Origin of the sequence: Rathayibacter sp. VKM Ac-2762 (assembly GCF_009866585.1) — a bacterium.
Classification (GTDB): Bacteria; Actinomycetota; Actinomycetes; order Actinomycetales; family Microbacteriaceae; genus Rathayibacter.
Map to the genome: position 1 here is coordinate 2,842,775 of NZ_CP047419.1, position 17,626 is coordinate 2,860,400.

The following is a 17,626-nucleotide window of genomic DNA, read 5'->3' on the forward strand; positions in this document are numbered from 1 at the left end:
GAGGGTGTTGGGGAGCCCCTGCGGCAGCCGTCACGGCCGGGCAGGGGCACCCCCGGGCGGAGGGTCAGCGCCGGGTCAGGTCGACGTCGGCCTCGGCGGCGATCGCCTTGATCAGCGCCGAGGCGTTCTCCCCGCCGAAGCCGGCGGCCATCGCCTCGTCGATGTAGTGGCGGGCCGTCCCGACGCCGGGGACGGGCGCGCCGACGCTGTCCGCGTAGGCCTGGATCAGCCCCGCGTCCTTCTGCATCAGCGCGAGGGCGAAGGACGGCGAGTAGTCGCCGGCGAGGACGGAGGGACCGACGCCGTCGAAGATCGGCGACTTGAAGTCGGTGACGGCGAGCACCTCCAGCACCTTGTGCAGGTCGAGCCCGCCCTTCTCGGCGAGGGTGAGCGCCTGGCCGAGCGCGAGCAGCTGCGACGCGACGATCAGGTTGCCGACCAGCTTCATCCGCGCACCGGAGCCACCGGGGCCGATGTGGTGGACGGTCTCGCTGATCGCCTCGAGCACGGGCCGCGCCTCGGCGAAGACCTGGGCGTCGCCCCCGACGACGACCCAGAGCCCGCCCGCCGCGGCCTCGCCCTTCGAGCCGAACACCGGGGCGTCCAGGAGGCGGACGCCGCGGGCGTCGAACGCCGCGCGCTCCTCGTCGCTGGCCTCGGGGCTGATCGTGGACAGGTCGACGACGATCGTCGACGGATCGACGAGGCCGGCGAGCCCGCCCTCGGCGAGCACGACCTCGCGCACGGCCGTGTCGTCGGCGAAGCAGGAGAGGACGAAGTCCGCGCCCTCCGCCGCGTCGGCGACGGACCCGGCCGTCGCCGCTCCCGCGACCTCGGGGACCGCGCTGCGGTTCCAGACGGTGACGTCGTGCCCCGCCTTCACGAGGTTGTCCGCCATCCCGCGTCCCATGGTCCCCAGTCCGAGGAATCCGATTCTCGCCATCTCAGTGCACCTTCATCTCTGTGTCGGAGGTCGTCTCCGCGGGGAGCTCCGCCCCCTGGTCGGAATTGGCGGCCTTCCAGGACTGGAGGAACCGCAGGTAGGCGGTGGCTCCGGGGTCCTGCAGGCCGATGCTGCGGTCCTGCAGCCACGACGCACGGCCGCGGCGGGACTGCAGCTCCTTCGAGCTGATCACGCCCTGCTCGGCGGCCGCGATCGCCGCGTCGAGGGCGGCGGGGCCGGGCTCCGACGTGCGCAGCGCCTCGGCCGCGGGGAACATCGCGTCGAGGATCGTCTTGTCGCCCACCTGCGACTTGCCCCGCTGGCTGATCGACTCGGCGGCCGCGAGCGCGAAGGCACTGACGTCGTCGGAGCCGATGGTGGCGGCGTCGCCCCAGACCCGGGAGCCGGCGAGCAGCGCGCCCGCGACGAGTGCGGCCATCGTCGACGGGTTCGCATTGGCGAAGGCCTTGGCGCAGGCGAGCACGACCTCGGTCGGCGTCGCCGTGTCCGGGAGCAGCGCGAGCGCCTCGCGGGCGGCCTTGGCGCCGAGCGACACCGTGATGCCCAGGTCGCCGTCGCCGAGCGCCTGGTCCAGGTCGCCGAGCTCGTCGGCGTGCTCGGGGAAGACGACCAGGCACTTCGCGATCGCGGAGCTGAGTTCGGTTCCGTTCATCGTGATCAGACCTCTCGGAAGAAGGGGGACTGGGCGGGGGCGTTCAGCAGCTCGAGACGCGCGTCGTCGAGGGCGAGGAGCGAGATCGACGCTCCGGCCATCTCGAGGCTGGTCGCGTACTCGCCGATGTAGTTCTTCGCGACGGTGACGCCGCGCTCGGCGAGGAGCCCGTGGACCCGCCGGTAGAGCAGGTACAGCTCCTCGAGAGGTGTGGCGCCCATGCCGTTGACGAGCACGGCCACGCGGTCGCCCTCGCCGATGCCGAGGTCGGCGACGAGCCGCTCCGTGAGGTGCTCGGCGATGCTGTCCGCCGACTCGAGGGCGCCGCGGTGGATGCCGGGCTCGCCGTGGATCCCGATCCCGATCTCCATCTCGTCCTCGGCCAGCTCGAAGCTCGGCTTGGCCGTCATCGGGAGGATCGTCGGGGAGAGGCCCACTCCCATGGTCGCCGTGTGCTCGATGACGTCCTCGGCGACGGCCGCGACCTCGTCGAGCGAGTCCCCGCGCTCGGCGGCGGCGCCGGCCGCCTTGAACGCGAAGAAGATCCCGGCGACTCCGCGGCGGTCCGCGGCGCGCTCCTTCGGCTGGCTGGCGACGTCGTCGCGTCCGAGGGCGGTCAGCGTGCGGATCCCCTCGAGCTCGGCCATGTCGACCGAGAGGTCGAAGTTGAAGACGTCGCCGCCGTAGTTGCCGTACAGGTAGAGGACGCCGGCGCCGCCGTCGACGGCCTTGGTCGCCTCCAGGATCTGCGCGGACGACGGCGAGGAGAACACGTTGCCGATGGCGACCGCGTCGCACAGCCCCGTGCCGACGTAGCCCTTGAACAGCGGCAGGTGGCCGGAGCCGCCGCCCGTGACGATCCCGACCTTCCCCGCGACGGGGGCGTCGGCGCGGGCGAGGATCCGCAGGTCGGTGCCCGGCGTCTTCACCAGGGTCGGGTGGGCGAGCAGGATGCCCTCGACGAACTCGTCGACGAAGTCCTTCGGCTCGTTGATGATCTTCTTCACTGGTGCTCCGTTCTGGTGGACGCGTCCACGGTGGGCCGCGCGGGCGCGGGAGGGGTCGGGGCCGTCGCCCGCTGCCGGCGCGGCCGGTTCGCGGTGACGGAGTCGAGGACCATGACGGCGATGAGGAGGACGCCCTGGGCGATGGCGTACTCGTGGGAGGTCAGCCGCAGAGCGGTGAATCCGCTCGAGACGACCTGGAGGGTGAGCGTGGCGAGCACGACTCCGGCGACCGAGGCGAAGCCGCCCGACGGGTTCGTCCCTCCCAGCACCGCGATGACGATGACGAGCAGCACGTACGAGGAGCCGTAATCGGCGGACGCGGTGGGATTGCGGGCGAGGAACAGCACCCCGGCGCCGCCGGCGAGCAGCCCGCCGATCATGTAGCTGCGCGAGAGGACGCTGACGCTGCGGATGCCCGAGAAGCGCGCGGCCTCGGGGTTCGCTCCCTCCAGCTGCACCTTGCGGCCGAGGGAGGTCGTGTTGATCAGCAGGGCGACCGCGACGGCCACCACGAGCAGCACGAGGAACAGCACCGGGACGGGCCCGACGGCCATCATGCCGAAGGTCGTCAGGGCCGACGGTGCTCCGTAGAGCGTGGTCCCGCCGGTCCACACCACCGCGATGCCGTTGAGGATCTGCATGGTGCCGAGGGTCGCCAGGATCGGGGTGATCCCGACGACGCTCACGAGGAATCCGTTGAGAGCGCCGCAGAGGACTCCGACGACCAGGCCCGCGAGGACGATCGGCACGGTCATCGCCTCCGCGGCGGCGGGGTCGGCGGCGGCGACCTGGGAGTAGATCGTCGCCATCGTCACCGCCGACAGGTTGGCGATCGCCACGAGGGAGAGGTCGATGCCGCCCGTGAGCATGGCGAGCATCATCGCGATGGCGATCACGCCGATCTCGGGAGCCGCGACGCCGATGTTCTGCAGGTTGAGCGGGCTGAGGAACACGCGGGGGTTGGCGATCGCGAAGATCGCGACCGCGACGACGAGCGCGATGAGCATGCGGCCCGTCCCGCGGTTGCCCGCGGCGCGTCCGACGACACCGCGGGTGAACGCGTCGAGGCGGTCGTTCATGCGCCGAGCCGGGTGCTCGGAGGTGGTCCGGGATCCGTCGGTCATGATGCGACCCTCGCGCTCTCTCGTTCGTGGCTCACGTCGTCGTCGACGGGCCGGACCCGCTTCGCCTTGCGGCGCGCGGCGATCGCCTGCACGCCGACTCCGACGATCAGCAGGACTCCGACCGCGGCGCGCAGCCAGGCGCTGGGGACGCCGGCGAGCAGCAGGCTGTTGTTGATCACCTGGATCAGGACGACGCCCAGCACCGTGCCGAGCACCGATCCGCGGCCGCCGAAGATCGACGCGCCACCGAGGACGACCGCGGCGATGATGTCGAGCTCGTCGCCCACCAGGTCCTGCGGGTTCGCGCTGCGGCCGAGGACCATGTGCGCGATCCCGGCCAGGGCGGCGAGGACGCCGACGAGGACGTAGACCGAGAGCTGGGTCCTGACCACGCGGAAGCCCGCCCGGCGGGCGGCCTCGATGTCGCCGCCGATCGCGTAGAGCGAGCGTCCGAACATCGTGCGCGTCAGCATCAGCCAGACCACGACCGCGAGCACGACGGCGAGCAGCGTCATCAGGTGGAGGGCCGCGCGGCCGCCCGAGGTCGCCACGTCGACGACGTTGACCGAGGAGAGCGCCGCGAGCGACGGGGGCAGCTGCGCGTAGTACTGGGCGCCGACGAAGGTGTACATCACGCCGACGAACACGCCCTGCGTGCCGAGCGTGACGATCAGCGTGGGAAGCCGGAACCGCGCGATCACGAATCCGTTGACCAGGCCGAGCACCGCCCCGATCACCACGGCCATCGCGATGATCGCGAGCGCGGGGAGGTCCTGCCCGGTGGCGAGGGTGACGCTGACCGCCGTGTAGGCCGAGAAGATCGCGACGGCCGCGAACGAGACGTCGATGCCTCCGGAGACGATGACGATCAGGACCGCGAGCGCGAAGATCAGCGGCACGGTGGCGCTGCGGAGGATCGACAGACCCGTCGTCGCGCTGAAGAAGACCGGGTTCACGGCCGTCATGACGATCACGAGGGCGACCAGGACCAGGGCGAGGACGCCCTCGTTGTTCGCGCCTCGGAGGGATCGGAGCGTGGACACGTCAGACCGCCATTCTGTTCTGGAGGTTCTCGGCGGTGATCTCGTCGCCGCGGAGCTCGTGGGCGATGCGGCCGCGGGCGACGACCAGCACGCGATGGCAGCAGGCGACCAGCTCGGGGGCGTCGTCCGAGATCACGACGACGGCCATCCCGCGGGCGGCCTCGCGCCGCAGCAGCTCGAGGATCTGCGACTTGGAGCCGACGTCGACTCCGACCGTGGGTCCGTTGAGGATCAGCACCTTCGGGTCGGTCGCCAGCCACTTCGCGATCACCACGCGCTGCGCGTTCCCTCCCGAGAGGGAGCGGACGGGCGCCTGGGGGTTCGGGGCCTTGATGGACAGCTCGGCGAAGAGCCGGTCGATGGTCGCGCGGATCCGCCGCTTGTCGAGCGAGCGCCACGGCGTGCGGTGCGTGTCGAGGGAGCCCGCGATGATGTTGTCCGCGATCGGCTTCTCCAGGAAGAGGCCCTGCGAGAGGCGGTCCTCCGGCACGTAGCCGATGCCGGCGCGGACGGCGTCGCGGATGCTGCGCACCGCGGTGGGCGCTCCGTCCACGGCGATGATCCCGGAGGCGGCGGGCTGGGAGCCGAAGACGGCCTCCGCGATCTCGGTGCGGCCCGAGCCCAGGAGCCCGGTGATGCCGAGGATCTCGCCCGGGCGCACCGAGAACGAGACGTCGTGGAAGGCGCCGGGGCGGGAGAGGCCGACGACCTCGAGCATCGGGGGCGCCGACTCGTCGAGCGTGCTCACGATCCGCGACTCGTCGAGCTCGCGGCCGGTCATGTGCTCGGCGATGGAGCGGCGGTCGAAGTCGGCGACGGGGCCGCTGGTGACCACGCGGCCGGAGCGCATGATCGTCACCCGCTGCGAGATCTCGAGGACCTCCTCGAGCTTGTGCGAGACGAACGCGAGCGCGACGCCGCGGCTGCGCAGCCGCTCCACGATCGTGAACAGCCGCGCCACCTCGGTGTGCGTCAGCGCGGTGGTGGGCTCGTCCATGATGATGACGCGCGCGTCGTTGACGAGGGCGCGGCAGATCGCGGTGAGCTGCTTGTCGGCGACCGAGAGGTCGGCGACGTCGGCGTCGAGGTCCAGGTCGAGCTGCAGCTCGTCGACGATGGCCTTCGCCCGGGGGCGCGCGGTGCCGGCGCGGTAGAGGCGGTGCTTCGCCGCGACGGCCGACGTCAGCACGATGTTCTCGGCGACCGTGAGGTTGGGGAAGAGCGAGAAGTCCTGGTAGATGACCTGGATCCCGCTCGTGATCGCGGACGTGGTGTCCATCCGGGAGCGGGTGTCCCCGTCGATGGAGATCTCGCCCGCGTCGGGGCGCTCGGCCCCGCAGATGATCTTGATCAGGGTGGACTTGCCGCAGCCGTTCTCGCCGGCGAGGCAGTGCACCTCGCCGGGGATCAGGTCGAGCGAGACGCCGTCGAGGGCGGTGACGCCGCCGAATCGCTTGGTGATGCCGCGGGCGCTGAGGATCGGGGCAATGGTGCCGGGGGGAGCGTCGGTCATCGTCGACCTTCCTGAGGGTGCTCCGGGGCGCGCGGGCGGCGCGCCCCGGAACGGGGGTGGAGGGGGATCAGAAGTCGTACTGCGCGGCGGTCTCCGCGTCGGCCGCGACGGACGCGTTCCCGACGAAGACGTTGTCGAACCCGTCGAGCTTCTTGAGCGAGTCGTAGCCCTCGACGCCGAGGTCGGTGCCCTCGGTGATCTCGCCGCCGTCGGCGAGGATCTTCGCGATCGACAGCTGGGCCTCACCGGCGAGGGCCGGGTCCCAGAAGAAGATCTTGTCGATGGAGCCGTCGGCCAGGTACTGGTTGGCCACCGACGGGATCGAGGTGCCCATCACGCACACCTGGTCCTGGAGGCCCGCCTCCTGCACCGCGCGCGCGATGCCGGGGACGTCGTTGCCGGCGGAGCCCTGGAAGCCCGCGATGTCGGGGTACTTCGCGAGGATCTCCTTCGCGCGCTCGTACGCCGTCTCCTGGTTGTCGGTGCTCTCGATGGGGGTCTCGACGCGTGTCATGCCGGGGGAGTCGGCCTGCTGCGTCTCGTACGCCGCCTCGACCCACTCCATGTGGGTCTTCGCGGTCAGGCCGCCGACGAACTGGACGTACTTCCCCTCGCCGCCCATGCACTCCGAGAGGTTGTCCATGATCTCGGAGCCGTAGGACGCGTTGTCGAAGGCCTCGATGTCGACGTCGACGTTCTCGATGCCGGACGCCTCGTGCGAGACGACGATGATGCCCTGCTGGCGGGCCTGGGCGAGCACGTTGCTGAGCGACTCGGGCGAGTTCGGGACGACCGTGATGGCCGTCGGGCGCTGCGCGATCAGGTCCTGCACGATCGCGGTCTGCTTCTCGGGGCTGACGTCGTCGGCGCCCTCCTGGCGGGCGTCGATCCCGGTCTCGTCGGCGAAGTCCTGCACGCCGACGGCCATGCGCTGGAACCACGGGATGGTCTGCGCCTTGACGACGGTCACCATGACCATCTCGCCGGGGGCGGACGAGCCTCCGCTGCCGGCGGCGGTGTCGGAGCCGGCGCCGACGGTCGTGCATCCGGTGAGGAGGATTGCGGCGCCCGCTGCGAGCGTCATGCCTCGGAAAAGTCGAGAGCGGTCCATTCGTTGACTCCTTCGTGAACGAGAGGATGGCGGCCGTTCGGCCCTCATCCGGTGCGGTGTTCTGACGCTGCTGTGTCGGAATCCGTCGCAGGAGCCCGACGCTAATCGCTGATCGAGCACTCCGTCAAGCGATAACGCGCAGATGGCTGCACTCTTTCGCGCACGGGGCGTGGGAAGCGCGCGAATCACGCATCCAGGGCGCAGACGGTGCGTTCGACCGCGCAGATCCGCCGCGCACCCGGCGGTCGGGACGCGCAGCCGCCCGCGCATGCGCGCAATCTGCGCGTTTCCGCGCGCCGTCTGCGCCTCCTCCCCGCTCCGCCCCGTAGCCTCGACGGAGGCGAGACCAGGATCGAGGTGTGGGATGTCCCGTCAAGCAGAGATCGTCGACGCCCTCCAGGACGGCGGCTTCCAGTCGGTGCGAGACCTCGCGGAGCGGTTCGACGTCACTCCGTCGACCATCCGGCGCGACCTCGAGCGGCTCGAGGCGATGGACCTGGTCAAGCGCACGCACGGAGGTGCGATCCCGGTGAAGCAGTCCGAGACTCCGCACCACTTCAAGGAGGAGCTGCACCGCAGCGAGAAGGCGGCGATCGGGCGGGCGATGGCCGAGCGCGTCCTCGAGGGGCAGACGATCCTCCTCGACGGGGGCACCACGACGCTCGAGGTCGCGCGGCACCTCGAGAACCAGCGCCTCACCGTCGTGACCGGCGACCTGCGGGTCGCCCTCGCCGTCGCCCGCAAGCAGACGATCCACCTCGTCTTCATCGGGGGCGAGCTCCTGCCGAACGCCTTCTCGATGTGGGGGCCGACCTCGGTGCAGCAGCTCTCGAACCTGCGGGTGGACGTCGCGATCTTCGGCGCCGACACCGTGGGCGACGACGGCATCTACAGCACCACCAGCTACGAGCTCGAGCTCAAGCGGCTGATGATGGCGTCCGCGCGCGAGGCGTTCTTCGTCGCCGACAGCTCGAAGTTCGGGCGGGAGGCGCTGTTCAAGGTCTTCGGCACGGAGGACTTCACCGCGGGGATCACCGACAGCCTGCTCGACCCGCTGCGGGCGTCGCACTTCCCCGTGCCGCTCATCCAGGCGTCGATCCTCCCGCCCGACGGCAGACGCGCCTAGCCGCGAAGCCCGCGTCTCTGCGGGACGGAGGCGCCGTCGTCCCCGCGGCGGGACGGCGCTCGTCACTCCTGTGGTGGAAGCGCGCCCGTCACTCCTGCGCGGCCGTCACTCCTGCGCGCCCGTCACTCCTGCTCGGCCGCTGCGAGGGCGCGGTCGAGCCAGTCCGCGAGCAGCAGGCGCTCCGCGGGTGTGAGGCCGGCGAGCTCCGGTGCGAGGGCACGGACGCCGACGAGGGCGGTGAGCCGCCCGCCGTCGCCGGGGGAGGGCGGGTCGGCGAGGATCCCCGCGAGCACGCTGTCGAGCGCGGCGTCGGCGAGACCGGGGTCGCGGTCGGCGGCGGGGGTGGAGAGCAGGGTGGTGACCACGCCGGTGCCCGCCGCCTGGATGAGGCCGACGGCGCGCTCCTCCGGCACTCGGAGGCGGCCCTCGGCGGCCACGCGCTGCACGCGGGCGGCGAGGACCCGCCGCCCGGAGAGGGCGGCCGGCGATCCGGAGGCGCGGCCCGGATCGCTGAGGAGGCGGAAGAGCGCGGGGTTGGCCAGGCCGAACTCCACCTGCGCGGCCCAGCCCGCGCGCAGGTCCTCGACCGGGTCCACGCCGGCGGCGACGGCCGCTTCGACCGTCCGCGCCTTGGAGTCGACCCAGGTGGCCAGCACGTGCTCCGCGACCGCCTCGAGCAGGCCGTCCTTGTCGCCGAAGAGGCGGTAGATCGCCGGGGCCTGCAGCCCGGCCGCCAGGGCGACCGCTCGCGTGGTGACGGCGGCGGGGCCCTCGTCGCGGAGGAGGCCGGCGGCCGCCTCGACGATGCGCAGGCGCGTGTCGGTCGGAGGAGTGGAGCTGGTCACGTATCGACGGTAGCGCACGGTTGCTATCAAGGGAATTCCGTGGTTATCTTCGTCGTGGTATCGCTGATACCCCTCATCGGAAGGCTCTCCCCATGATCATCGTGACCGGTGCCACCGGCGCTCTGAACGGCGCCACCGTCGACCACCTCCTCGACTCCGTCCCCGCCTCCGGAATCGCCGTCGTCGCCCGCGACGCCTCGAAGGCCGCCCGCTTCGCGGAGCGCGGAGTGGAGGTGCGCGTCGGCGACTACGCCGACCCCGCCTCCCTCCCGGGCGCCTTCGACGGAGCGGATCAGCTGCTCCTCGTCTCCTCGAGCGATCCGCGGGCCGACGCCGTCGCCCTGCACCGCACCGCCGTCGAGGCGGCCGTCGCGGCCGGAGTCGGACGGGTCCTCTACACGAGCCACCAGGGCGCCGCCGCCGACACCCCCTTCGGCCCGGGCCGGGACCACGCGGCGACCGAGCGCCTGCTCGCCGAGTCCGGACTCGCCTGGACGTCGCTCCGCAACGGCTTCTACGCGCACAGCCTGGGTCTGTTCCTTGGACCGTGGCGGGAGACCGGCGTGATCGAGGTCCCCTCCGACGGCCGCGTTTCGTGGACGGCCCGCGAGGACGAGTCGGAGGCGGCCGCCCGGCTCCTCCTCTCGGGGAGCCCGCAGGACGGGCCGATCATGCTGACCGCGACGGAGGCTCCGACGTTCGAGGAGATCGCCGGGATCGCGGCCGAGGTCGGCGGGCGACCCGTCGAGCTGCGCGTCCTCGGCGACGACGAGTGGGTCGCCGCGCGCGTCGCGGCGGGTCAGCCCGAGTTCCTCGTGCGCTTCACCCTCGGGATGCACCAGGCGGCCGAGCGCGGCTTCTTCGCGGGCACCGGCCCCGAGCTCGGGCGCCTCCTCGGACGCGAGCCGCGCAGCGTCCGCGACCTGCTCGAAGCCGGACCGGCAGCCGTCACCGGATGACGCCGGGCGGGCCGTCCCGGGTCCGCCCGCGCGCCGCGGCACCGCGCCGTCCTCCTAGGCGCCGCCGAGGGAGCGGTGCCTCGGTGTCAGGGCGGTGTCCCGACTCCCTCCGCACGACGAAGGGAGCCCGCCGCACCGGTGAGGTGCGACGGGCTCCCGGGGAGTGCCGTGCGTCAGCCGCAGCTGCGCGCGCTGTACGGCGCGGTGGCCGTGGCCGTGACGGTCTTGCCGCCGACCGTGGCCGTGCCGGTGACCGTCGCCTCGCCCGCGGCGAGCTGCGTCGAGCGCACCGTGAACGCGGCGGAGCCGGAGGCGCCCGGCTTCACGCCGGCGATCGTCTTCACGCCCTCCGGGGTGCTGATCGAGACGTCCATCGGCACCGTGTCGCCGTTCCTGCCGACGACCGTCAGCACGACCTTGCCGGCGACGCAGCGCGACGTGGCGGTCGCGCTCACCTTCAGCGAGGACTGCACGGTGACAGTGACCTGCACCGGCATGCGCGACGCGTCCTGCGCGACGCCCGAGACCGTGAAGGTCCCGGCCGTGGCGTAGGCGGCGGGCGCGACGGCGTCCCAGGCCACGTCGACCGTGCTGGTGGTGCCGGCGGCGGTCGTGATCGTGGCGCGGGGCAGGACCGGCGCGGTGCCGACCGTGGTCGTCGCGGTCAGCGGAGCGACCGAGGCGACGGCCAGGCCGGGGGCGTAGCCCTCGAGCACCTTCTGGTACTCGGAGCGCGTCACCGGGATGACCGTGCCGTGGCGCGGCTTGCCGCCGTCGGCGTTCTGCGGCAGGCCCGTGCGGAGCTTCGCTCCGAGCGGCTGCCAGGAGTCGCCGTTCGCGAGGTCGTCGGTGCCGAACGGGATGTAGTGGTTCGGCCCGTCGTGGTAGTTCGGCTGGTCGATGAAGAGGAACCAGTCGAGGCCGTTCACGTCGCCCTCGTTGGCGGGGAAGACGTTGGGGCCCTCACCGCTGGTGAAGGTCTTCCCGGGCTCGCCGTTGGGCAGGCCCGAGGCCACCTTCTCCTTGACCAGCGACCACTCGTCCGCCGGTCCGCCGGTGCCGGGCAGCGAGCCCGAGACGGTGGCCAGCAGGTCGGTGCTCTTCTCCTCGCGGAGGGTCATCGACGCCTCGTCCTTGGTGAAGCGGTAGTAGGTGTCGCCGTCCTTCGCGACCGTCGAGTCGATGGTGCCCTTGCCGGCGCCGCGCTTGACGTCGATCCACGGCTTCGCCTCCGAGAAGGAGGTGAAGTCCTCGGTCGTCGCGTACATCATCTGGTTGTAGGTGACGGAGGCGCGGTCGGCCGTGTTCGTGGTCGGGTAGATGTTCGAGGCCCAGAACACGACGTAGGTCTGGAGCTCGTCGTCCCAGTACGCCTCGGGGGCCCAGGTGTTGCCGGCGAAGTCGGTGGAGACCTTGACGTGGCGCTGGGCGGACCAGTTCACCAGGTCGGTCGACTCCCAGACCTCGATGTACTTCGAGCCCGACTTCTGCGCGGTGTCGAAGCCGCCGGGGAGCCCGTCGATCTTCAGGTCGGTGGCGAGCATGAAGAACTTGTCGCCCTCGTGCGAGCGGATGATGAACGGGTCGCGCAGGCCCATCGTCCCCAGGTTCGAGGTGAAGACCGGCTTGCCGCCGTTCAGCGTGTTCCAGCTCAGCGCGTCGTTGCCCTTCGAGGCGGCGAGGCTGATGCGCTCGGCGCCGTCGCCCTCTCCGGTGAAGAACGCCCAGACGTACGCCTCGGTGTCGTCGGTGCCGGCGGGGAGCGGCTGCACCCGGAGGGTGAAGTCGCGGGTCCGGGTGGTGGATCCGCTGGTCGCGGTCGCGCGGACGACCACGTCGATCGCGGGGCTCCCGGTCGCGGGGCGGTCGACGTCGATGGTGCGGGTGCCGGCGGCGCTGCCGTCGCGGACGGTCGCCCCGCTCGGGCTGACGACGCTCCAGGCGATGCTCGAGCCGAGCGTGCCGGTGGTGGGCACCGAGACGTTCGTCCGGATGTCGCCGACGTTCGGGATGGCGATCGCGGCGAGGTCGCGCTGGACCTTCGTCGCGTCGTCCAGCTGCGCGGCGACGCGCACCGTGTAGTCGACCGAGCGGGTCTCGGTGCCGACCCTGTAGGTGGCGGTGAGGGTGGCGGTGGCGTCCGGCTGTCCCGCGGCGGGGCGCGTGACGGTCGCGGTGCCGCCGGTGATGGCCACGGCCGCGCTGTTGGACGTCCAGGTGATGCCGACGCCGCTGGCGGTGGTGGGCACCGTGAAGCCGGCGGTCGCCTCCGTGGGCACCGTGACCGACGCGACGGCGCGGTCGAGGGCCTGCGAGGAGTAGAGCGCCTGCACGGAGCTGCTGCTGAGGGCGCTGTCGTAGACGGCGAAGTCGTCCATCTCGCCGTTCCAGCCCGGGTCGTTGTAGGTCGAGCGCGCGATGTACGCGACGAGCGACGGGCCGAACGAGGAGACGTCGCGGGCGATCGCGCTCTGCGAGATCTGCGCGCCGTTGACGTACACGGTGAGCTTGCCGGTCGAGCCGTCGACGACGGTCGTGTAGAGCGAGAGGCCCGCGGGGGTGCGCGCGCCGACGGTCGGGGTGCCCGTCGCTCCGGCGCCGACCTCGGTGTTGTAGGGAGCGCCCGCGTTGACCGAGTTGGTGACGACCGACTTGGTGTAGCCGGACAGGTTGCTCGGGTTGAGCAGCCAGTAGCCGGAGGAGAACGAGGCGCCGGAGGCGACGGGCGCTCCGACGAACGCGGCGGCGACGTTGCCGGTGCCGCCCTTGTGGGCGAGCCAGGTGGAGAAGGTCAGGTCCTTCTTGCCGACGAGGCCGGCGGTGGGGATCTCCAGGTAGGGGGCGGCCGCGGCGGATCCGCCGGGGAGGCTGATGAGCCCGTTGCGGAACTGGGCCCCGGAGCCGCGCAGCGTCGCGCTGTAGCCGTTGCCGCTGGTGTCGGCGACCGTGGTGCCGGTGGGGGCGGTGTCGAACGTGTAGTGGAGGAGCGGGGTCTCGGTGGCTCCGAAGGCGGAGCTGGGGACCGTGGCGCCGAGCAGCGCCGTGGCGGCGACGGTCGCGACCGCCAGAGCGGTCCTCACCGCCGATCGTGATCGTCTCATGCAGATAGGCCCTCGTGATCGGGTGCGGCGTCGAGGCACGATCCGCAGGGCCGCGGAGGTGTGCGTCTTCGCACGGAATGTGAACGTGAACATCCTAGATCGCGGTACCGGATCCTGACCAGACCCCGGGAGAGGTCTGCGGGCTCGTGCAGAACGCCCGCCGAGAGCGCGGTCCCTCGCCCGCCGACGCACAGGCCCTCCTCTCCGCCGACGTTCTGCAGGAGCCGGCCGGGTGGCACGATGTCCGCATGGCCTCTGACCGCCCCGTCCTGCTCGTCGTCGACGTCGCCGACGGCGGCCGCGAGGATCCCGAGTTCGAGATCGAGCTGCAGCTGCTGACCGCGAGCGTCGTCTCGGCCGCCACCGCCGCGGGCTTCGTGGTCGACCGCGTCCCGGCCGAGCAGGCCGGCGCCGCCGAGCTCGAGCGCCGGCTCGCCGCCGCCGACGCCGTCGTGGTCACCGGGGGCGAGGACGTCGACCCGTCCCTCTACGGCGGCCGGCCCGACGACCCGCACCGCGGCCAGTCCTTCCCCGCCGCCGACCGCGCGCAGATCGCGCTCGTCCGCCGTGCCGTCGAGACGCGGACCCCGCTGGTCGGGATCTGCCGCGGGATGCAGCTGGTCAACGTCGCCCTCGGCGGCGACCTCGTGCAGCACCTGCCCGGCGCCGGTCACGTCGGCCGGTCGGTCCCCGGCGAGCACCTGTCCGGGATGGTCGACCACCGCGTGGCGCTCGAGCCGGGCAGCGCCCTCGCTCGCATCCTCGGCGCCGCCGAGCTCGACGTCCGCAGCTCCCACCACCAGGCCGTCGACCGTCCCGGCGAGGGCCTCGTCGTGGTCGGCCGCGCCGACGACGGCACCGTCGAGGCCCTCGAGCACGAGTCCGCGCCGCTCTGGTGCGTGCAGTGGCACCCGGAGGACGCGGGCTCGCGCGGCATCGTGCTCACGGACCTGCTCGAGGCGGCGCTCGCCGCGACCGCTACTTGATCGACCCGCGCATCACTCCGCTGACCACCCAGCGCTGCGCGAAGAGGTACACGATCAGCAGCGGCGCCATTGCCATCAGGTAGGACGCGAAGGCGACGGTGTAGTTCGTGTTGAACTGCCCCTGGAAGACGTACTCGGCCAGCGGCAGGGTGCGGGCGGACGGGTCCGAGAGCACCACGAGCGGCAGGATGAAGTCGTTCCACGCCCACACGCAGGTCAGGATCCCGACGGTCGCGTTCATCGGGCCGAGCAGCGGGAAGATCACCTGCCAGTAGGTCCGCCAGGTCGAGGCGCCGTCGGTGCGCGCCGCCTCCTCGAGCTCGATCGGGATCGAGCGGATGAAGGCGGTGTAGATGAACGTGTTGATCGAGAGCCCGAACACGGCGTAGAGCAGGATCAGCCCGGCCTGGTTGTCCAGGCCCAGCAGGGCCGTCTCCTTCACCACCGGCAGCATGATGATCGGGAACGGCACGAAGACCGCGGCGAGCAGGTAGAAGTAGACGCCCTTGAAGAACGGCCTGTGCATGTTCCGGGCGACCGCGTAGGCGACCATCGAGTTCGAGAACAGCGTCAGCACGACGGCTCCGACCGTGATCAGCGCGGTGTTCACGAAGGCCTGCGGGAAGCGGGTCGCCGTCCACGCCTCGGCGAAGTTGCCCCACGAGATCGAGGTCGGCAGCTCGAACCCGGTGCCGCCGAGCTGGTCGGGCGTCTTCAGCGCGGTCACGACGGCGAAGTAGAGCGGCAGGAGGATCGTCAGCGAGCAGACCGCGATGAGCGCGGTCGCCCACCAGTTGATCCGGTAGGTGTCGCGGGAGGGCCGGCGCCGCCCCTCGGGCTCGCCGAGGGCGATGGCGGTCGTGGGGGTGATGGTCGATGTCATCAGAACGACGCCTCTCTGCGGCTGAGGACTCGGAACTGGATCAGCGAGACCACGATGATGATGAGGAAGTAGAGGACGGCGTTGGCCGTCTGATAGGCGTACTCGCCGCCCTGGAAGCCGCCGCGGTAGATCAGCAGCGTGATCGACTCCGTCGAGGTGCCGGGACCGCCGTTGGTGAGGGCGATGATGTGGTCGAACACCTGGAGGAAGTTCTTCATCGAGATGACCATGTTGATCGTGAAGAAGGAGGCGATCAGCGGGAACGTGATCGAGGTGAACTGCCGCCACCTCCCCGCTCCGTCGAGCGAGGTCGCCTCGTAGAGCTCGCCCGGGATGGTCTGGAGTCCGGCGAGGTAGATGATGATCGAGAAGGCCGAGGCCTGCCAGACCGCCAGCACCACGATCGCCACCCACGCCCAGTCGGCGTTCGCGAGGATGTTCTCGCCGATCACCGGGATCGCGCCGAGGATCTGCGGCAGCGAGTTCGCGAAGAGGTACTGGAACACGTAGCCGATGACCAGGGTCGAGAGCACGTAGGGGATGAAGTAGATCCCGCGGAACGCCGTCTGGAACTTGATCCGCGCGTTGAGGGCGACGGCGATGGCGAGCGAGATCACGTTCACCAGCACGGTCGCCACGATCGCGAAGCCGAAGGTGAACCCGTAGGCCTTCCAGACACGGTCGTCCTGGAGGAGCGCGAGGTAGTTCGAGGCGCCGATCAGGTCCCACGAGCCGTAGCCCGCGTAGTCGGTGAAGCTGAAGAAGATTCCGGTGAGGACCGGGACCGTGTGGAGCACGAAGAAGAGCAGGACGGCGGGGACCGTCATCCAGTAGAAGGTCTTCGAGGTGCGCCCGATGGTGCGCTTGCGGCGCGCGGGCGGCGGAGGAGTGGTCGCCACCGCCTGCGCGGCGGCCGTCGTGGTCGTGGTCATGGGGTCACTTCCTGGTCGTGCGTGCCGCGACTTTGCGCCACTCACTGTCGAGGGTCCGGAGCGCCGCGTCGGCGTCCCCGCTGGCGAGGAACGCCTGGAGCGTGGGGTTGAGCGGGATGCTCGCGGGGATCTGGTGGTCGACGAAGCCGATCAGCCGTCCCTGCTCGAAGTAGGGCTGCAGCTCGGCCAGCGTGGGGTCCGAGTTGGGTGCGGCGCCGACCAGCGGCGAGAAGGCGGCCTGGCTCGCGACGTACGGCTCGACGACTCCGGGGGTCAGCAGGAAGTCGACGAAGCGGCGGGCCGCCTCGAGCTTCGGGGTGCCGCGGCCGATGGCGACGGCCACGTCGACGCCCGAGGTGACCCGCGTGTCCGCCGGGTCGTCGAGCACCGGGTAGGGGAAGACGCCGAGATCGATGTCCGGGTTGTTCGTGCGCACCGGGTTGATCGCCCAGATGCCCTGCGGGTACATGGCCGCCTCGCCCGCGGCGAAGGCCTGGTTGCCGTCGTCGTAGCCGCGGCCGAACGAGCCCTCCTGCGTGTACGAGAAGAGCTGCCCGAGCCGCTCCATCGTCGTCGCGTAGTCCTTGGTGAACGAGACGGGGGAGTCGGGGCCGAGCGCCGCTCCCTCCTCGCGCATCGCGTCGAAGAAGCCGTCCGGCTGCAGCTGCCCGCCGAGCGCGTTGAAGGCGGGGGCGCCGGTCCAGTTGTCGAGCAGGGCGCCGTAGAAGGGAGTGATCCCCGCGGCGGTGAGCGTCTCGCAGACGGCGATCAGCTCGTCCCAGGTGGTCGGCACCTCGATCCCGTTCTCGGCGAAGATCGTGCGGTTGTAGAGGATCCCGTCCGCGTTGTTCGCGAAGGCGAGCGCGTTCACCTCCTTCCCCTCGAAGCTGCCGAGGGCGGCGAGGATGTCGAGGGCCGCCGGGTTCACCCGCTCGACGAGCTCGTCGCCGGTGAAGTCGTGGAACACGCCGGCCTTCGCGAGGTCGGCGTAGTAGCCGCTGCCGTTCAGGGTCAGCACGTCCGGCACCTTGTCCTTGACGAGCAGGGTGCGGATGGCCGTGTCGGGGTCGGGCACGTTGTTGGCGACGACCCGGATGTCCGGGTTGGCCGCCTCGAACTCGCGGATGATCCGCGCGAAGTCCTCCACCGCCTCCGCCTTGAACTGGAAGAAGTCGAGCGTGGTCACTCCGTCGCCGGCGCCGGGGGAGGCGCAGGAGGCGAGGGCGGCGGCGGACGCCGCGGCGAGCGGCACCGAGAGGAACAGCCGCCGGGAGAACCCGGGGGGATGCGGATGAGCGGACATGCGGCGCCTCCTTGCGCGTGGGGACAGGTCTCAGGGCGCGCTCGACCGCGGAGGGCGGTGCGAGAGCAGGTGCGGCG

The 17,626-nt window shown here is 71.4% G+C and carries 15 protein-coding genes; 3 read left to right on the forward strand and 12 right to left on the reverse strand.

The window, feature by feature from the left end; all coding sequences use genetic code 11:
- Positions 1 to 64 precede the first annotated feature (64 nt).
- From GTU71_RS13385 to GTU71_RS13415, 7 genes are all read right to left on the reverse strand, one after another.
- A complete protein-coding gene (locus GTU71_RS13385; RefSeq protein WP_159940499.1) occupies positions 65 to 943 on the reverse strand; it encodes an NAD(P)-dependent oxidoreductase in 879 nt (292 codons plus the stop codon).
- Position 944: 1 nt separating this feature from the next.
- Positions 945 to 1,616, reverse strand: coding sequence for a DAK2 domain-containing protein (locus GTU71_RS13390; protein ID WP_104295137.1), 672 nt, complete (start codon positions 1,614 to 1,616; stop codon positions 945 to 947).
- 5 nt (positions 1,617 to 1,621) lie between these two features.
- Positions 1,622 to 2,623, reverse strand: coding sequence for a dihydroxyacetone kinase subunit DhaK (locus GTU71_RS13395; RefSeq protein ID WP_104238142.1), 1,002 nt, complete (start codon positions 2,621 to 2,623; stop codon positions 1,622 to 1,624).
- Positions 2,620 to 3,747: an ABC transporter permease gene (locus GTU71_RS13400; RefSeq protein WP_244230560.1), complete on the reverse strand. Its 1,128-nt coding sequence runs from the start codon at positions 3,745 to 3,747 to the stop codon at positions 2,620 to 2,622. The genes GTU71_RS13395 and GTU71_RS13400 overlap by 4 nt, the downstream gene beginning before the upstream one ends.
- On the reverse strand, positions 3,744 to 4,790 hold the full coding sequence (locus tag GTU71_RS13405) for an ABC transporter permease (protein WP_244229522.1): 1,047 nt from the start codon (positions 4,788 to 4,790) through the stop codon (positions 3,744 to 3,746). The genes GTU71_RS13400 and GTU71_RS13405 overlap by 4 nt, the downstream gene beginning before the upstream one ends.
- 1 nt (position 4,791) lies before the next feature.
- A complete protein-coding gene (locus GTU71_RS13410; RefSeq protein ID WP_159940501.1) occupies positions 4,792 to 6,303 on the reverse strand; it encodes a sugar ABC transporter ATP-binding protein in 1,512 nt (503 codons plus the stop codon).
- 67 nt (positions 6,304 to 6,370) lie between these two features.
- Positions 6,371 to 7,387 carry an autoinducer 2 ABC transporter substrate-binding protein gene (locus GTU71_RS13415; protein WP_244230561.1) on the reverse strand — a complete coding sequence of 339 codons (1,017 nt, stop codon included), beginning with the start codon at positions 7,385 to 7,387 and terminating at the stop codon, positions 6,371 to 6,373.
- Between the two features lie 391 nt (positions 7,388 to 7,778).
- Between GTU71_RS13415 and GTU71_RS13420 the strand changes: the two genes are divergently transcribed.
- A complete protein-coding gene (locus GTU71_RS13420) occupies positions 7,779 to 8,540 on the forward strand; it encodes a DeoR/GlpR family DNA-binding transcription regulator (protein ID WP_104238145.1) in 762 nt (253 codons plus the stop codon).
- A gap of 122 nt (positions 8,541 to 8,662) precedes the next feature.
- Here the strand turns inward: GTU71_RS13420 and GTU71_RS13425 are convergent, their stop codons facing one another.
- Positions 8,663 to 9,385: a TetR/AcrR family transcriptional regulator gene (locus tag GTU71_RS13425; protein ID WP_208543588.1), complete on the reverse strand. Its 723-nt coding sequence runs from the start codon at positions 9,383 to 9,385 to the stop codon at positions 8,663 to 8,665.
- A 92-nt stretch (positions 9,386 to 9,477) separates the two neighbouring features.
- Between GTU71_RS13425 and GTU71_RS13430 the strand changes: the two genes are divergently transcribed.
- On the forward strand, positions 9,478 to 10,344 hold the full coding sequence (locus tag GTU71_RS13430; RefSeq protein ID WP_159940507.1) for an NAD(P)H-binding protein: 867 nt from the start codon (positions 9,478 to 9,480) through the stop codon (positions 10,342 to 10,344).
- A 173-nt stretch (positions 10,345 to 10,517) separates the two neighbouring features.
- On the opposite strand, the gene GTU71_RS13435 is transcribed toward GTU71_RS13430, so the two are convergent.
- On the reverse strand, positions 10,518 to 13,424 hold the full coding sequence (locus GTU71_RS13435; protein WP_159940509.1) for an immunoglobulin-like domain-containing protein: 2,907 nt from the start codon (positions 13,422 to 13,424) through the stop codon (positions 10,518 to 10,520).
- A 269-nt stretch (positions 13,425 to 13,693) separates the two neighbouring features.
- On the opposite strand from GTU71_RS13435, the gene GTU71_RS13440 reads away from it, so the two are divergent.
- A complete protein-coding gene (locus GTU71_RS13440; protein ID WP_159940511.1) occupies positions 13,694 to 14,431 on the forward strand; it encodes a gamma-glutamyl-gamma-aminobutyrate hydrolase family protein in 738 nt (245 codons plus the stop codon).
- Here the strand turns inward: GTU71_RS13440 and GTU71_RS13445 are convergent.
- From GTU71_RS13445 to GTU71_RS13455, 3 genes are read right to left on the reverse strand one after another with little or no spacing between them, the layout of a single operon-like run.
- Positions 14,424 to 15,314 (reverse strand): carbohydrate ABC transporter permease, encoded by an 891-nt coding sequence (locus tag GTU71_RS13445; protein ID WP_347877594.1) that lies wholly within the window; start codon positions 15,312 to 15,314, stop codon positions 14,424 to 14,426. The two genes, GTU71_RS13440 and GTU71_RS13445, sit on opposite strands and share 8 nt — an antisense overlap.
- The gene (locus GTU71_RS13450) at positions 15,314 to 16,246 is read right to left on the reverse strand and encodes a sugar ABC transporter permease (RefSeq protein ID WP_104225874.1); all 933 of its coding nucleotides are present in this window, start codon (positions 16,244 to 16,246) and stop codon (positions 15,314 to 15,316) included. Before GTU71_RS13450 ends, GTU71_RS13445 begins: the two co-directional genes overlap by 1 nt.
- 4 nt (positions 16,247 to 16,250) lie before the next feature.
- Positions 16,251 to 17,549 (reverse strand): extracellular solute-binding protein, encoded by a 1,299-nt coding sequence (locus GTU71_RS13455; protein ID WP_159940513.1) that lies wholly within the window; start codon positions 17,547 to 17,549, stop codon positions 16,251 to 16,253.
- Between the last annotated feature and the right edge of the window lie 77 nt (positions 17,550 to 17,626).

Coding starts and splice junctions, on each gene's coding strand:
- GTU71_RS13410 (WP_159940501.1), bottom strand. CDS start 6,303: ATGACCGACGCTCCCCCCGGCACCATTGCCCCGATCCTCAGCGCCCGC.
- GTU71_RS13420 (WP_104238145.1), top strand. CDS start 7,779: ATGTCCCGTCAAGCAGAGATCGTCGACGCCCTCCAGGACGGCGGCTTC.
- GTU71_RS13455 (WP_159940513.1), bottom strand. CDS start 17,549: ATGTCCGCTCATCCGCATCCCCCCGGGTTCTCCCGGCGGCTGTTCCTC.
- GTU71_RS13440 (WP_159940511.1), top strand. CDS start 13,694: ATGGCCTCTGACCGCCCCGTCCTGCTCGTCGTCGACGTCGCCGACGGC.
- GTU71_RS13430 (WP_159940507.1), top strand. CDS start 9,478: ATGATCATCGTGACCGGTGCCACCGGCGCTCTGAACGGCGCCACCGTC.
- GTU71_RS13445 (WP_347877594.1), bottom strand. CDS start 15,314: ATGACATCGACCATCACCCCCACGACCGCCATCGCCCTCGGCGAGCCC.
- GTU71_RS13385 (WP_159940499.1), bottom strand. CDS start 943: ATGGCGAGAATCGGATTCCTCGGACTGGGGACCATGGGACGCGGGATG.
- GTU71_RS13415 (WP_244230561.1), bottom strand. CDS start 7,387: ATGACGCTCGCAGCGGGCGCCGCAATCCTCCTCACCGGATGCACGACC.
- GTU71_RS13400 (WP_244230560.1), bottom strand. CDS start 3,747: ATGACCGACGGATCCCGGACCACCTCCGAGCACCCGGCTCGGCGCATG.
- GTU71_RS13390 (WP_104295137.1), bottom strand. CDS start 1,616: ATGAACGGAACCGAACTCAGCTCCGCGATCGCGAAGTGCCTGGTCGTC.
- GTU71_RS13450 (WP_104225874.1), bottom strand. CDS start 16,246: ATGACCACGACCACGACGGCCGCCGCGCAGGCGGTGGCGACCACTCCT.